The following is a 15855-nucleotide window of genomic DNA, read 5'->3' as shown; positions in this document are numbered from 1 at the left end:
GGGCGGGCCAAGATTCTTTATCCATTCATGTCATCAGAGATTGTGTTAGGATAAAACAATAGAATATCGTCTTCCATTTGAGAGGTGAAGCCATGAGGCAAATGATAGTTCATTGTGAACATGAGACCATTCAGATGGCCCTCATCGAAGATGGGAGGTTAGCCGAATTCGCCGTTGAGCGGAGTCGTGAGCAAAGTGTTGTCGGAAGCTTTTATAAGGGCAGGGTCGTGAACGTGCTGCCGGGGATGCAGGCGGCTTTTGTAGATATCGGGCTGAAAAAGAACGCGTTCTTATATATCGATGATGTGCTCCATCCGCATTTAGAGAAGCAGCCCAAGCAGAAGCCTTCGATCTCGCAGCTGCTGACGGCAGGGCAGGAACTGATCGTGCAGGTCATGAAGGAACCCAGAGGCGGCAAGGGAGCGAGGGTGACGACGCATTTTTCGCTTCCGGGGAGATGCATGGTGTATATGCCGACTGCGGATTATGTTGCCGTCTCCAAGAAAATCGGACGCGATGCGGAAAGGGCACGGCTGAAAAGCATCGGCGAGCAGCTTCGCACAGATGAAGAGGGAATCATCATCCGAACGGTGTCGGAGGACGAGCCCCTGGAATTCATTAAGGGTGATCTGGAGTATCTGCGAAAAGAGTGGGCCCGGATTCTCGACAAGGCGGAATCTGCGCTCGTTCCGGCGCTGCTGCATCGCGATTTAGGCCTGCTGCAGCGGTTTCTCCGCGATGCCTTTGATCCGCTGCATGACGAGCTTGTGATCGACAGCAAGCTGAAAGGCGAGGAAACCAAGAGTTATTTGAAGGAAACCGTTCCGGGAATGGAGCCCAAGGTTACATATTACTCGGAAGGAGGCCCGATTTTTCAAGCGTACGGGTTGGACGAGCAGATGAGAGCCAGCTTCGCAAGGAAAATCACGCTTCCCGAGGGCGTGACCATCGTCGTAGACCAGACCGAAGCCATGACGATCATCGACGTGAACACAGCCAAATATATCGGCGGGGATAATTTCGAGGAAACGGTACTGAAGACGAATCTTTTGGCTGCGCAGCAGATCGCAAGGATTCTGCGCCTTTGGGATATCGGGGGCATTATTATCGTGGATTTCATCGATATGGATCATGAAGAGCACCGGCAGCAGGTGGTTTCTGTCATGGAGGCCGTTATGCGCAAAGACCGCACGAAGAGCTTTGTGGTCGGATGGACCAAGCTGGGACTGTTGGAAATGACCCGCAAAAAAGCCCGTGAAAGCTCGTCCCTCCCCTTTGCCAAGCCTTGCGGAACCTGCGGAGGCCGGGGCGTGGTTATCGAAGAATGATGTTGACGGTGAACGGGGAATATGATATTATCATTGGGTATGTGTCTAGTGATGGATTGCTGCACATGCTGTAACCGCTCCGGTTGGGTTCACAAGAACGTTCCTTTTGGGACGGACACCTTAATACTAGGCGAGTCTGAGACATAGGGAGGTGCAAGCAAATGTACGCTATTATCGAAACAGGCGGTAAACAATACAAAGTTCAAGAGGGCGACGTATTGTTCATCGAGAAGCTGACTGCAGGTGACGGCGAGAGCGTGACTTTCGACCGTGTACTGGCCGTTTCCAAAGAGGACGGATTGGTAGCAGGAACTCCGGTTGTTTCCGGTGCAACTGTAACTGCAAAGGTAGAGAAGCACGGTAAAGGCCGTAAGGTCGTTGTATACAAATACAAGCCGAAGAAGAACTACCACAAGAAGCAAGGTCATCGTCAACCTTACACTAAAGTAACCATCGAGAAAATCCAAGCGTAAGAAGGTGCGGTAATTGATTACTGTACAAGTACTGCGCGGGGGAGATGGACGGATCCATAGCTTCAAGGTAACGGGGCACGCGGGATATGCCGATCCAGGTGAAGATATTGTATGTGCTGGAGTTTCCAGCATTACCGTGGGAACGGTGAATTCCATTGAAGCGTTAACCGGAACCGTTATGGAGACCCGGATGAAGGGCGGCTTTCTTAGCGCAAATCTTCCGCCTACGGCAGATGATTCCGTCTCCGGCCAAGTTCAACTGCTTCTCGAATCCATGGTTGTTATGTTACAGGGAATTGCCGATTCGTACGGCAAGTATATAAGAATACAAGAATTGACTACTTGAAGAAGGAGGTAGACAACATGTTGAAATTGGATCTTCAGTTATTCGCATCGAAAAAAGGTGTAGGTTCCACAAAGAACGGTCGTGACAGTGAAGCGAAACGTCTTGGCGTGAAACGTGCAGACGGTCAAGCAGTGACTGGCGGCAGCATCTTGGTTCGTCAACGCGGAACGAAAATTCATCCAGGCACGAACGTGGGTATCGGTAAAGACGATACTTTGTTTGCGAAAGTTGACGGCGTTGTGAAATTTGAACGTTGGGGTCGCGATCGCAAGAAAGTGAGCGTCTACCCGGTTGATGTCGCTCCAGTAGCGGCTGCAGTTGAAGCTTAATCGTTTCTTATGCTGCATACAGAAGAAGCCTTTCGGCATCGTTGCCGGGGCTTCTTTTTTTGTAAATTGCGCAAAGAATGATCATCCAGGGGATGAACCGTCCTGAAAGTCTATGATATACTGGGATTTGGTGAATGTAACCAATTGCTGTTGAAAGACGAGGAGAAGCGATGAAATCCTGGAAATGGATAGCAGCTGTGGCGGGGTTAACCTCCGTAATACCGGTGGCATGGATGGTATGGAAGCCATCCTTGGCTGCAGGAGCAGTGTTGACGGCTTGGGCTGTCGCCGCGTCTGCCTGCGGAGCATGGCTTGCCCGTAAATCGGACGAGCGCAGGCAGCAAGCCATCATTCGGAATATGGAGCAGACGGCGATTCAGATGTTGAATCACCATCGTCATGATTGGATGAATGAGCTTCAAATTTTGTACGGCTACATTCAACTGGGGAAGCTTGATAAAACCGTGGGTTCTGTGGAAAGAATAAAGGACAGGATGGCGACGGAGAGCAGGATCTCCAAGCTTGGCATTCCTTCACTGGTTTTTATTTACATTCATACCGAACGTACAGCAGCAATCTGCAGCTCTGCGTTGAAGTGGTGGACCAGGTACAGCTGGAAGACAAAGTATCGCCACAAACGGCAGAGTCTTTTACCGAAGCGATCATTCAAACGGTGAGAGCCTTTCAATTGAGCGGAACGGCGTCATGGGGGGATACCCGGCAGTTAACATTAACATTTATGCAGCAGGAGCAAGAGCTGATCGTATGGGCTCTAGGCGAAGGTTCCTTTGGAGACCCGGAGGGCTTGAAGCTTCAGATTGAACAATCCGTAAAAGGCGAAGGCATTCGGGTGGAGCAGACGGAGCCGGGGGAGACCTCGTACCGCTTGTATCTGCCGTTTGTGACTTGAGGAAGGTGATTTCATGTTTGTAGATAAGGCAAAAGTATATGTAAAAGGCGGCGACGGCGGCGATGGGCTCATTGCGTTTCGCCGTGAGAAATACGTTCCTGAAGGCGGACCTGCCGGCGGCGACGGCGGTAAGGGCGGCGACGTGATTTTCCGGGTGGATGAAGGACTGCGCACGTTGATGGATTTCCGTTACCAGAAGCATTTCAAGGCCAAGCGCGGGGAAAAGGGCCGCAATAAAAGCCAGCATGGGGCCAATGCGGAGAGCATGATTGTCCGTATTCCGCCGGGTACCATCTTAACGGATGACGATACCGGTGAAGTGATTGGCGATTTGACCCGTCACGGTCAACAGGTTGTTGTTGCCAGAGGCGGCCGCGGGGGCCGCGGAAACATCCGCTTTGCCACGCCGAACAATCCGGCGCCCGAGCTTGCCGAGAATGGAGAAGAAGGCGAAGAGCGCTACGTAACCATGGAACTTAAAGTGATGGCTGATGTAGGTCTCGTCGGATTCCCGAGCGTAGGCAAATCCACCCTGTTGTCTGTTGTATCCGCGGCTCAGCCGAAGATCGGGGCATACCATTTCACGACCATCACGCCGAATTTGGGCATGGTTGAGGTCGGGGACGGGCGCAATTTCGTCATGGCTGACCTGCCTGGCCTGATTGAGGGTGCCCATGAAGGCGTAGGACTTGGCCACGAATTCCTCCGGCACGTGGAACGAACCCGCGTCATTATCCACGTCGTGGATATGGCAGGCACGGAAGGACGGGATCCGTTCGAGGATTGGCAAAAAATCAACGATGAGATTAGGCTCTATAACCCGGTTCTGATCGAACGGCCGCAAATCGTAGCCGCCAATAAAATGGATATGCCGGAAGCAGAGGAGTACTTAGCGGCCTTCAAAGAGAAGGTGAAGGAGATTCGCCCTGACATCGAGGTGATGCCGATCTCCTCACTGACCCGTCAGGGGATCCAGGAACTTCTTTATCGCACGATCGATGTGCTGGAGAGCATTCCGGATGAGCCGGCGATTGAAGAGGTATCCGAGGTTTCCGAGCGCAAGGTGTATAAATTCAAAGCGCAGAACGACAATTCCTTCACCGTCACCAGAGATAATGAAATGTATGTGGTGCACAGTGAGCGGATTGAGCGAATGCTGAAACGGATGCAGATGAATTCGCATGATGCGATCCTGAAGCTTGCCAGAACGATGCGTCATATGGGCATTGATGAAGAGCTGCGGAAACGGGGCGCGACGGAAGGCACCATCGTACGGATCGGCGATTTCGAATTCGAATTTGTAGAAGGCAGCAGTTACTATTGATGTTCAGATGAATATATGTATAACAAAAATACCGCAAGGTCTGTCTACAGCAGGCTTGGCGGTATTTTTTTTCGTGAGCGAAGGGGGCTTCCCATAAATCGTTAATGAAGCGTGCGCAGCCGTATATTCCAATGGCTGTGAGTCTGGCTCGAAATGCCGGATCACGCTTTCCAAATTTTGCATCCACTTATCGGGTAAATCGTATACAATAGTAGTACAATAGTACCTTTTCCATAGATCTCAGGATGGAAGGAACGGCGCAAAAAGGAGAGTAGAACTATGGCTATTATTGAAGTCGTAAAATACGAAGGCCCGCCGGATGTGTTTGCCTGGCGTTATCCGAATCAGGAGTTAGGCACCTGGACCCAGCTTATTGTTCATGAGACGCAGGAGGCGATCCTGTATAAGGGGGGGCAGGCACTGGACTCTTTCCCGGCAGGGCGGCATACGCTGAGTACGGCAAACATCCCGATTTTATCCAATGTCATCAATCTTCCATTCGGAGGGAAGTCTCCCTTTACCGCAGAAGTCTGGTTTGTGAACAAACTTCGTTCGCTGGACGTGAAATGGGGGACCAGCTCGCCGATCCAGCTGCAGGATCCGAAATACAACATCATCGTATCGCTCCGAGCCTTTGGCCAATTCGGCGTTCAAATCAGCGATCCGCGAAAGTTTCTGGGAACCATGGTCGGTACCCTGCCAACCTTTGATCAGGGAACGCTGGTCAAATATTACCGCGGCGTGCTGATGTCCAACATTACGGAAATCATATCCTCCTATATCGTTCGGAAAAAAATCAGCGTTGTGGAAATCAATGCTTACATAGCGGAAATATCCAAGCACATCATGGAAGCGATTGCGCCTTCATTTGAAGAGATGGGGATTACCCTGCTGAATTTTTATGTGGATTCCATCAACATACCGGAACATGATCCTGCAGCTGTCCGAATCAAGGAAGCGTTGGCAAAAAAAGCGGAGATGGATATCATCGGTTATACCTACCATCAGGAAAGAACCTTTAATACGCTTGAGGGAGCGGCGAAGAATCCCGGAAGCCCGGCAGCGGTCATGGGAACGGGGCTGGGCATGGGACTCGGAATGGCCGGTCCGATGTATGAGACCGCCCGGCATATGTTTGACCATGCCAAACCTCAAGAGAAGAACGATATGCAAATCGAGCAGAAGGCATGCACCAAATGCGGAATGCTGAACGGGGAAGAAGCCCGATTCTGTTCGGGATGCGGCCAGCCATTCCAGGCGCCGGCGGAGGAAGCCCCGGCGAAAGCCATCCTGTGCAACGATTGCGGGCAGCCCCTGGCTCCGAATGCAAAGTTCTGCCTTCACTGCGGCGATCCTTACCATGCATGCCCGAAGTGCGGACATGACCACCCGGCTGGCGCAGCCGAATGTCCGGATTGCGGTGCGCCGCTGCCGATGCCTTGCCGGGCATGTGGAGAATTGGTGGATGCCGAAGCCAAGTTTTGCCCGCACTGCGGGTCGAGTCACGCGCTTACATGTCCAGGGTGCGATCATGAGATCAAACCGGGCCAGAAGTTTTGCATGGAGTGCGGTCATAAATTGATGTGAAGCGAAAGCGGGGGAATCTGGTGAATACAAGAACCAAGGATCGAAACGGGGCATGGCTGGCAGCCATTGCGCTTCCGTTTGTCACGATCCTCTTATTTGGATGGATAGGCGGGATGTTTCAGCCGAATTCTTGGATATCGGGGATTGCCGTTGGATGCGCCGAAGCGGCTGTTCTCCTATTTATCGGCTCTGTCATCGGCAGGGGGAGGGCAGCTTCGTCAGGCACTCCATTTTATATTGCTTCCGGCATCATTATTGGTATCTATACGGTGTCCGTTGTGCTGGAGGTTATTTTGCTGGGATACTTATTTAAGCTGCCTGTATCCTCGTATTTCATGATTCATCTGATTACGCTATCTGGATTTTTCGTTGTTCTGGGGCTCGTATTCCTGGCGGCGAAATATGCAGGCGCACAGGAGCGGAAGGAAAACGATCATCTCTCGGTCAAGAGAGAGACCGTAGCCTGGATCGGGTCGATTCGCAGCAAGGTAAGCGAACTGCCGGGAGAGAACATGCCGTCGTTGGAACGGCAGATCGCCGAGCTTGAAGAGACGCTGCGTTATAGTGATCCCATATCGCATACCTCCTTATATGAAGAGGAGCAGTTGATTCAGCAAAAAATTGCGATGCTGGAGGACCAAGTAACGCTGATCGGCGAAGCGCAAGCTGAACAGCGCAAGGAACTGGCAGAGCAAACCGTTCCTATCATCCGCGATATTCTCCGAACGGTGCAGGATCGCAATACGGTGCTTCTGAAGGCAAAGGCGGGATCAACCTAATGCTGATGATAGAGGGGATAGCATATGGGAGCTTCTAATCTGAAGCGTTTTAAACTTAAGTTCACGAAAATGGATTATTGGATCATCGCGTTGGCCGTGCTTTTTTTTCCGCTGGCCATCGTGCTGGCAGCCGTTCGGGTCCTTGTCACCCATCGCCACAACCGTTGTAAGGGAAGGAACAACCGTCTCTTCGGCTGGGTGCTTGCCATTACCTATGGAATCATAGAATTGCTCATGATTCTTGCGACGATTGATGACAAAGATATCGAAAGCCTCTATTCGGCCACCGTCGTTTGGGGCGTAATCATTCTGGTTCCAGCCATGATCATGCTGGTGATCGCCAATAAGGAAGACAAGAAATTCGGCAGCTTGCTGCACTTCTATTCGAATGCCATCCTGCATCGAGGGCTCGTCCAGGTTGAAGATATTGCCCGTGAGGCGAGACAAACGCCTGCACACGTGATCCGGGATATCACGTTTATGCTTGAAGAGCGTATGCTGCCTAACGGAAAGCTCGACAACGGAGTTGTTCTCATCCCGTCCTTGCACAGAAAGTCCGAATCATTCCGTGGCGAATTCGTTTCGCGCAGCGGGCAGCGCGTTCAGTATTCATTGGGCGATACGACTGCAGGCCCAGCCCCCATATCCCGAACCGAACCTGCATCCGATCCGGCGCCTAAATCCGTGGAATGCCCCGGCTGCGGAGCAAGAACGGTCGTAACGCAGGTGGAGGGGAAGGAATGCGAGTATTGCGGTACCGTGATTGTGGCATAGCAAGTCGGATATACCATTTTAAAGAGAAGAGACTGGGGAGAACTTCGTATGAGCGTTCCGGTAAAGCCTTTTAAATCGCAATTTACCTCATTCGATTATTTTATTATTGGACTGACGTATGTGTTTTTTCCATTAGCTTTGATTATCGCTGCGTTTCGTATTCTGCCCACGCAGCAGCATCACAGTTATCAGGGAAGGAACCTTAGATTGATTGGATGGGTATTGTTCGGCACTTATATTGTTATCCTGATGATCAATTTAATGACGAGCGAAACCAGCGAGCAGTTCTTAAACGATAATTTAGCGATGGCGTTGTGTGTATTAATCCCCGCGTTGTTTTTGCTGGTCGCTGCCGACATCTTAGACAAGAAATTCCGGAAGCTGCTCGGAATTTACAGGGAGGCTGTCTTGCAGCGGCGGCTAATTTACATCGAGCATATCGCGATCGTTGCGAATCAAAGTCCGGCCCATGTGATCCGGGATTTGAACTATATGTTGAAGGAGCGCATGCTTCCTGCCGGGAAGATTGAGGATGGGGCGCTGGTGATCCGTTCGCTGCATAGAGAGCCGGTAAAACCCGTTGAATCTCAAACGAAGACCGAATCCAAGTCTGTGGCATGTTCCGGCTGCGGCGCAAGAACCGTGATTTCACGGCATGAGGAAAAAGAGTGCGAGTACTGCGGCTTGACCATGAGATACACCAGTTAGCTTGAAGTTATCGGCAGTCTCCGGAATACCGGGGGCTGTTTTTTAACGCATCATTTGCAAATTTGACGTGAATACCGATGAGTTCCGTTTCGAATTGCGATATAGTATAGGCTATAGGGTTGACCCGGAAATATCGGGTTCGCTAAAAATGGGTCACTTATGTATTGCCCTTACGTGGTATATCCAGTATAATGTCCACTATACGAATACAGTAGTCTTTGAGGAGAGGACGTTTGTGAAGGAACGCTACTATCTGGTCCGGGAAGACATCCTTCCCGAGGCTGTAGTTAAAACGATGCAAGTGAAAAAACTGCTGGCGTCGGGAGACGTGAGGACGGTTCATGAAGCCGTCGAGCAGGTAGGGCTTAGCCGCAGTGCTTTTTACAAGTACAAGGACGGCATCCACCCTATCAATCAATTGGAACGTGATGAAATCGTAACGATTTCCATCGATATGGAACATCGCTCGGGCATGCTATCGGAGGTGCTGGGGCTGGTAGCGGGTGAAGGCGGGAATGTGCTAACCATTCATCAGAGCATCCCGCTGCAAGGAATTGCGAATGTCGTTATTTCCGTCGAAGTTTCCCGGCTGAATGAGGAGCTGGATGATCTGCTAGATGGATTGAGGCGGATAGCCGGAGTCAGAAGAGTGCAGATGATAGGGCAAGGTTAGGGTAGGAACGACGAATAAATAGATATCTATGTGATGGGATACAGGAGGTAGTGTATTAATGAAACCGGTCAAAGTAGGGCTTTTGGGATTAGGAACCGTAGGAACAGGGGTTGTCCGCATCGTTGAGGGGCATCAGGAGGATTTGAGCAGTCAGGTCGGTTCGCCGATTACGATCGAGCGCATCGCCGTCAAACATTTGGAGAAGTACCGCAGCGTCAATGTGGATCAGAGTAAATTAACGGAAGATCCCTGGGCGGTCATTCGCGATCCCGAGATTGATGTCATCGTTGAAGTGATGGGCGGGATCGAGCAGACCAAAACCTACATCCTCGAAGCGCTTGAGCGCGGCAAGCACATCGTAACCGCCAATAAGGATCTGATGGCCCTGCACGGTGCCGAAATATTGGCCAAGGCGCAAGAGAAGCAGTGCGACGTGTTCTACGAGGCAAGCGTTGCCGGCGGCATTCCCATTATCCGTACGCTGATTGAAGGCTTCTCGTCGGATCGTATCATGAAAATCATGGGGATCGTGAACGGTACGACCAACTTCATCTTGACCAAAATGAGCCAGGAAGGCGACTCCTATGAGGATGTCCTGGCAGAAGCTCAGGAGCTGGGGTACGCGGAAGCCGATCCGACATCCGATGTGGAAGGCTTGGACGCGGCCCGCAAAATGGCAATACTCGGTACTCTCGGCTTCCGCACCAACGTTGAGCTCCAGGATGTATCCGTCAAGGGCATTTCGCAGGTAACGAAAGAAGATATCGCTTATGCCAAGCGTCTGGGCTACGAGATGAAGCTTCTCGGTATCGCGGAGCGTCAGGACGATGAATTCAGCATCAGCGTCCAGCCGACGATGGTTCGCAAAGGTCATCCCATCGCCGCCGTGAACGGCGTATTTAACGCGGTGTATGTATACGGGGAGGCCGTCGGCGAAACGATGTTCTACGGAGCGGGCGCGGGCGAGATGCCAACCGCGACATCCGTTGTGGCAGACCTGGTGGCGGTCATCAAGAATCTGAAGCTTGGCGTTAACGGTCTGAAAGCCATCGTTCCTTATAAACCGAAGAAGCTCAAAACCGATGAGCAGATCATGTACAAGAATTTCATCCTGCTTCATGTCGACGATAAAGCAGGTGTACTGGCCCAAATTACGCAGGTGTTCGCTCAATATAACGTTAGCTTGGAATCCGTTGTTCAGCAGCCGAACGAGCACAACCCGGACGCAGAGATAATCATCGTTACGCACAATGCGAGCAAAGCCAGCATGGATGAAGTGCTGAATCACTTTGAAGGCCTGGAGGTCATTCGCCGAATCAAAAGTGTTTACCGCGTTGAAGGATAAGGATTAGAATCCATTAAATCAGCATATATAATTTTTTTCATAAGAAAAGGAGAACATGAGAGATGCCGTATGAAGGATTGCTGCAAACCTACAGAGAATATTTGCCGGTGAATGAGCGTACCCCGCTGCTAACGCTTAAGGAAGGGAATACCCCGCTCATCAAAGCCGTGAATCTATCCGAAGAGCTCGGAATCGATTTGCATTTCAAATTCGAAGGGCTGAACCCGACAGGTTCATTCAAAGACCGCGGGATGGTCATGGCCGTTGCGAAAGCAATGGAAGAAGGAAGCCGTACCATCATGTGCGCTTCGACGGGCAATACATCGGCAGCCGCTGCTGCTTATGCCGCCCGCGGCGGATTAAACTGCATCGTGATCATTCCGAACAACAATATTGCGCTGGGCAAGCTCGCGCAGGCGATGATTTACGGAGCGAAGGTGATCGCGATTGAAGGGAACTTTGACCGCGCGCTGGAAATCGTTCGCGAGATCACGGCCAAGCATCCGATTTCGCTGGTAAACTCCGTGAATCCTTATCGAATCGAAGGCCAGAAGACGGCTGCATTCGAAGTCGTTGACCAGTTGGGCAAAGCTCCGGACGTACTGGCCATTCCGGTCGGCAATGCGGGGAACATCTCCGCTTACTGGAAAGGATTTAAAGAATACCACGCAGCGGGCAAATCCACTTCCCTGCCGAAGATGCTTGGATTCGAGGCGGAAGGCGCCATGGCTATCGTCAAGGGTGAGCCTATTCCGAATCCGGAAACGGTAGCGACGGCCATCCGAATCGGGAACCCGGCCAGCTGGAAAACCGCGGTTGCCGCCGCTGAGGAATCCGGTGGACAAATTAATTACGTCACGGACGAGGAAATCTTGGAAGCATACCGTAAAATCGCATCGCGTGAGGGGATTTTTGCCGAGCCAGGATCGGCGGCCTCCATCGCAGGCGTTTATAAAATGAAGCGAGAGGGATATTTTAAAGGTGGGGAATCCGTTGTCTGTGTGCTGACAGGACATGGGCTGAAGGATCCGAATATCGCGATTTCTACCGTGAACGCCGAACCGCTCGTCGTATCGGATACGGAATCGGCGGTAATGGATGCCATTGCTAAGCTTGAAGGAGCTGCGCGGGTATGAGTTTGTCCCAAGGCGTCCGGGTGAAGGTTCCGGCCAGCACGGCTAATTTGGGACCCGGATTCGATACGCTCGGCATGGCATTGTCCCTGTATTCCTGGATCGAGATGAAAGCGTCGGAGAAGACCGTGTTCCATCTTCATGGCGATGAGATGGGCGGTCTGCCGACCGATAAGAGCAACCTGATCTATAAGGTGGCTCAGATGGTTTTTGAAGAAGCGGGACAGGCAGTTCCTGATCTCGAGATTTCCATGTATTCCGATATTCCGCTAACCCGCGGCCTTGGCAGCAGCGCATCGGCGATCGTAGGCGCGCTGGCTGCAGCCAACGCTCTAATCGGGTCACCCCTACCGGATTCCAAGCTTTTTGATATGGCGACGAATCTTGAGAAGCATCCTGATAATGTGGGGGCTTCTTTATTTGGAGGAATCATTGCGGCCGTATGGGATGGGTCCCATGCGGATTATATGCGCATCGAACCTCCGGCGGACCTCGGAACGCTCGTGGTGATTCCCGATTTCGAGCTGGCGACATCCAAAGCAAGGGAAGCGCTGCCCGCCCAGGTCAGTTTAGCGGATGCTGTATATAATATTAGTCGGTCCTCCTTAATGACCGCTGCTCTTTCGGCAGGCAGACTGGACTTGATTCGTGCCGCGATGAAAGACCGGATTCATCAGCCATATCGTGCGTCGCTTGTACCGGGGATGTCCAAGATTTTGGCCGAAGCGCCTGATCACGGAGCACTCGGCATCGCGCTGAGTGGAGCGGGTCCGACGATGATTGCGCTGGTGGACCGGAACGAACCGCGTGCAGAAGAATTGGGCACGTATCTCACGGAGACGATGAAGGCGGAAGGAATCCTGTCTTCGTGCTACCCATTGAATCCAGTTGCGGAAGGCGTCCAGCTCTTGGATGATATTAATAATAGATCCTTTTTGGATATGATTAGAGGGGAAGTTACCGCATGAAAAAAATAGCCTTGTTGCCCTCAGGATCGGTATCTCATGAAGCGATACTTTATCTCCTAAATGGTGAGCCGGTGGAATTTGTCCACCATAAACTGATCTCTGATGTATTTATGTCAACAGTAGAAGGAAAAAGCGATTACAGCGTGATCCCGATCGAGAACACCATTGAAGGCTCCGTGAGCCTTCATATGGATTGGCTGGTCAATGAGGTGGATCTGCCGATGCAGGTGGAGTGGGTTTATCCCTCCATTCAGAACCTGATCGGTAATGCTGCCGAATTCCGTTCAAGTGACGGAACGATGGATTACAGCCAGATCAAAAAGATCTGGTCCCACCAAGTTGCGACCGCCCAGTGTCGTCAGTTCCTTGCGAAGGCTGCACCGCAGGCTGAGTTGGAGCAAGTAGGCAGCACCTCCGAAGGGGTTAAGATCGTAAAGGAGAATCCCGGCCGGGGATGGGCGGCAATCGGCACTTCGCTAGGCGCGGCCACCCACGAATTAAACGTGCTTGCTGAGCGCATTACCGACCATGATAACAATTACACACGGTTTGTGCTGATCGGACGCGAGCCGATATTGGTCAACCGTTCGCCGGAACATATCAAGACCAGCATTCTCGTAACGCTTCCAGAAGACGTGCCGGGAGCGCTGCATCAGGTGCTTTCCGCTTTTGCGTGGCGTCGCCTGAACCTGTCACGGATCGAATCCCGTCCAACGAAGAAGAAGCTCGGTAATTACTATTTTTATATCGATGTCATGGCCGCAGCGGATTCCGTTCTGTTGGTTGCCGCCATGGGAGAGATTGAAGCGCTGGGATGTCTGGTTCGAGTGCTGGGCTCTTATCCAGGCTACGCCTATGAGAGTGAGAAAATGGAGGTTAAGTAAATGTCGGAGCAATGGATCTATTTAGATGGAGAATATGTCACAAAAGAGAATGCTAAAGTATCTGTTTTTGACCATGGGTTTCTGTACGGAGACGGCATATTCGAAGGCATTCGAATATATAACGGCAACATCTTTAAGTGCAAAGAGCACTTGGACCGGCTGTATGATTCCGCCAAGTCCATCGATTTAGTCATCCCCCTGGCATATGAAGAACTGCTGGAGGCAATGGCCGAGACCATTCGACGCAATGACATGCGGAATGGGTATATCCGTATCGTGGTATCCCGCGGTGCCGGCAATTTGGGGCTGGATCCGCGCCGCTGCCCTAAACCGACCGTGTTGATCATTGTGGAGCAGCTGGCGATTTATTCTGAAGAAGCTTATCTCAATGGCCTGAAGGCCGTCTCCGTTGCCCAGCGGCGTAACATACCTGATGCGCTTAACCCGAAAATCAAATCCTTGAACTATTTGAACAATATCCTCGTGAAGATCCAATCCAACTTTGCGGGAGCGGATGAGGCTATTATGATGAACGCGCAGGGATATGTGACGGAAGGCTCCGGGGACAACATTTTCATCGTCAAGAACGGCGTAGTCACTACGCCTCCGTGCTATCTTGGCGCACTTGAAGGCATTACGCGTCAAGCCATTATCGACTTATGCGAGAAACTCAGCATTAAACTGAAGGAAGAGCCGTTCAGCATGCATGACGTATATATTGCGGACGAAGTCTTTTTTACGGGCACGGCTGCCGAGGTTATTGCAGCCCGCGAAATTGACGGACGGATCATCGGAAAAGGCCAGGCTGGTCCCGTTACGCTGCAATTGCTGGAGGAATTCCGCAAAATTGTGGATCAAGACGGCTATAAAGTATGGGAATCCTAACGTTTCAGGACAACTAAATAAACGACTTAAACCATCCTTTCATGTCGATGAAAGGATTTTTTTTGCCCAGAGGGATGTCAATCGCCTATTCCGTGCATAGGATGTAGTAACGAAAGCGGGCGAATTACATGACGCCTAGAAGAGTGTAGGAGGTTTTAGCGGCGTGAAGATACACATCGTCAAGGAAGGCGACACCCTATATGAGCTGTCCAAAAAATACGACGTACCTTTAGCGAAAATCATCGATGCCAATCCACAGCTGGTGGATCCGAATAAGCTCGATGTCGGTGCCAAGATCAAAGTTCCGACCGAGCCCGTTCAGGTCCCTGACGGCAGCCAACCCATTATCCATAAGCATACGGTAAAGCAGGGAGACTCCCTCTGGAAACTGTCCAAGGCATGGGGAGTCACTCTGAAGGAAATCATCAATGCCAATCCGCAGCTTAAGAATCCGAATGCCCTGCTGGTGGGAGAAGTCGTCAACATCCCTTCATCAGGCGTTTCTACGGAATCCGGTGTTGATGACGGGGTTTCCATGAGCAGTGGCAGCGGTGCAGCCGCAGGCAAGAAGAAACCCGGCAGCAAGGATTACACCGGAGTTAAGGAAGAAATAACAGCGCCGATCGAGCAGCCTCCGGTCGTTCCTGAGGTTAAGGAGCCTGAGCCGCCGATTCTGCCGAAGCTTCCGGAGATTTCGCCTTTCCCCGAGGAGCCTAAGAAAATGGAACCGGAATACAAACCGGAGATATTACCTGAAATCAAGAAGCCGATCATCATGCCTGAAATCAAGAAACCGGAGATTATGCCAGAGGTGAAAAAACCGGAAGTGATGCCGGAATTTAAAATGCCCGTAATCATGCCAGAGTTTAAACCAGAATTCAAACCGGAGTTCAAGCCAGAGTTTAAACCCGAATTCATATCTCCATATAAACCTATGGAGCCGGAGTATACGTATCCTGTCAAAACCATGCCGTTACCGCATCCTGTTCATCCCATAGCCGAACCATGTCCGCCTTTTGCCCAGATGCCGATGCAGATGATGCCGCATCCGTGTCCGGAGTTTCCTTTTAAAGAGGCACCCGCATTTGCAATGCCTCCATTCGGTCTTCATGAAGGTCCCTGCGGGTGTCATGAGCCTATGAAATGGCCGGGCGCCGATTATGGCAATGCCGTCCATCCGTATCACAACATGCCGCAGGAAGCGATGCCTGTTTCCTACAATGAAGGCTGGGGAAGTACAGTTTCAGGATATCCGGGTGTTTCTGAACAGCCGATGAGCATGGAATATTCCCAGTTCTCGATCACGGAATCTTATACAGGGAATATGGTTTCCGACTACCATCCATATCCTGAGCATCATCAGACCGCAATGACATATGGTTATGTTCCGTCTCCTTGCGGATGCCATG

18 protein-coding genes are annotated in these 15855 nt (G+C 51.4%); all 18 read left to right on the top strand.

Annotated elements, in window-relative coordinates; translation table 11 throughout:
* The first annotated feature begins 92 nt into the window (after positions 1–92).
* Positions 93–1328 carry an Rne/Rng family ribonuclease gene (locus HMPREF9412_RS22165; RefSeq protein WP_036673100.1) on the top strand — a complete coding sequence of 412 codons (1236 nt, stop codon included), beginning with the start codon at positions 93–95 and terminating at the stop codon, positions 1326–1328.
* A 161-nt stretch (positions 1329–1489) separates the two neighbouring features.
* Positions 1490–1801 carry a 50S ribosomal protein L21 gene (gene rplU / locus HMPREF9412_RS22160; RefSeq protein WP_006208810.1) on the top strand — a complete coding sequence of 104 codons (312 nt, stop codon included), beginning with the start codon at positions 1490–1492 and terminating at the stop codon, positions 1799–1801.
* A 13-nt stretch (positions 1802–1814) separates the two neighbouring features.
* Entirely contained in the window at positions 1815–2147 is a 333-nt protein-coding gene (locus HMPREF9412_RS22155) for a ribosomal-processing cysteine protease Prp (protein WP_009593993.1), read from the top strand.
* A gap of 17 nt (positions 2148–2164) precedes the next feature.
* Positions 2165–2476, top strand: a complete 312-nt coding sequence (gene rpmA / locus HMPREF9412_RS22150) for a 50S ribosomal protein L27 (RefSeq protein WP_009594004.1) — start codon at positions 2165–2167, stop codon at positions 2474–2476.
* Between the two features lie 170 nt (positions 2477–2646).
* Entirely contained in the window at positions 2647–3153 is a 507-nt protein-coding gene (locus tag HMPREF9412_RS22145) for a Spo0B domain-containing protein (RefSeq protein ID WP_009593995.1), read from the top strand.
* A gap of 11 nt (positions 3154–3164) precedes the next feature.
* Positions 3165–3386 carry a hypothetical protein gene (locus tag HMPREF9412_RS32630; RefSeq protein WP_009594016.1) on the top strand — a complete coding sequence of 74 codons (222 nt, stop codon included), beginning with the start codon at positions 3165–3167 and terminating at the stop codon, positions 3384–3386.
* A gap of 13 nt (positions 3387–3399) precedes the next feature.
* Entirely contained in the window at positions 3400–4710 is a 1311-nt protein-coding gene (obgE, locus tag HMPREF9412_RS22140) for a GTPase ObgE (protein WP_009594013.1), read from the top strand.
* Between the two features lie 279 nt (positions 4711–4989).
* Positions 4990–6297, top strand: coding sequence for an SPFH domain-containing protein (locus HMPREF9412_RS22135; RefSeq protein WP_009594018.1), 1308 nt, complete (start codon positions 4990–4992; stop codon positions 6295–6297).
* A 20-nt stretch (positions 6298–6317) separates the two neighbouring features.
* Complete coding sequence (locus HMPREF9412_RS22130; protein WP_009594009.1) at positions 6318–7076, top strand: FlxA-like family protein; 759 nt, start codon at positions 6318–6320, stop codon at positions 7074–7076.
* A 24-nt stretch (positions 7077–7100) separates the two neighbouring features.
* Positions 7101–7850 (top strand): hypothetical protein, encoded by a 750-nt coding sequence (locus HMPREF9412_RS22125; protein WP_009594029.1) that lies wholly within the window; start codon positions 7101–7103, stop codon positions 7848–7850.
* A gap of 48 nt (positions 7851–7898) precedes the next feature.
* A complete protein-coding gene (locus HMPREF9412_RS22120; protein WP_009594034.1) occupies positions 7899–8558 on the top strand; it encodes a hypothetical protein in 660 nt (219 codons plus the stop codon).
* A gap of 235 nt (positions 8559–8793) precedes the next feature.
* The gene (locus tag HMPREF9412_RS22115; RefSeq protein WP_009594028.1) at positions 8794–9231 is read left to right on the top strand and encodes an ACT domain-containing protein; all 438 of its coding nucleotides are present in this window, start codon (positions 8794–8796) and stop codon (positions 9229–9231) included.
* A 58-nt stretch (positions 9232–9289) separates the two neighbouring features.
* Positions 9290–10576, top strand: a complete 1287-nt coding sequence (locus tag HMPREF9412_RS22110) for a homoserine dehydrogenase (protein ID WP_009594015.1) — start codon at positions 9290–9292, stop codon at positions 10574–10576.
* 62 nt (positions 10577–10638) lie between these two features.
* Complete coding sequence (gene thrC, locus HMPREF9412_RS22105; protein WP_009594024.1) at positions 10639–11712, top strand: threonine synthase; 1074 nt, start codon at positions 10639–10641, stop codon at positions 11710–11712.
* Positions 11709–12677 (top strand): homoserine kinase, encoded by a 969-nt coding sequence (gene thrB, locus HMPREF9412_RS22100; protein ID WP_009593996.1) that lies wholly within the window; start codon positions 11709–11711, stop codon positions 12675–12677. Before thrC ends, thrB begins: the two co-directional genes overlap by 4 nt.
* Positions 12674–13561, top strand: a complete 888-nt coding sequence (gene pheA, locus HMPREF9412_RS22095) for a prephenate dehydratase (protein WP_009594007.1) — start codon at positions 12674–12676, stop codon at positions 13559–13561. Before thrB ends, pheA begins: the two co-directional genes overlap by 4 nt.
* Positions 13562–14446: a branched-chain-amino-acid transaminase gene (gene ilvE, locus HMPREF9412_RS22090; protein ID WP_009593997.1), complete on the top strand. Its 885-nt coding sequence runs from the start codon at positions 13562–13564 to the stop codon at positions 14444–14446. It abuts the gene before it with no gap.
* A 163-nt stretch (positions 14447–14609) separates the two neighbouring features.
* Positions 14610–15855: LysM peptidoglycan-binding domain-containing protein (locus tag HMPREF9412_RS31780; protein WP_009593999.1), on the top strand; the 1246-nt coding region annotated here is incomplete at its 3' end.

It is taken from the genome of Paenibacillus sp. HGF5 (genome assembly GCF_000204455.1).
GTDB classification, from domain to species: Bacteria; Bacillota; Bacilli; order Paenibacillales; family Paenibacillaceae; genus Paenibacillus_AQ; species Paenibacillus_AQ lautus_A.
The sequence above is the reverse complement of the archived record's forward strand: the minus strand, read 5'-3'. Positions and strand labels throughout refer to the sequence as shown.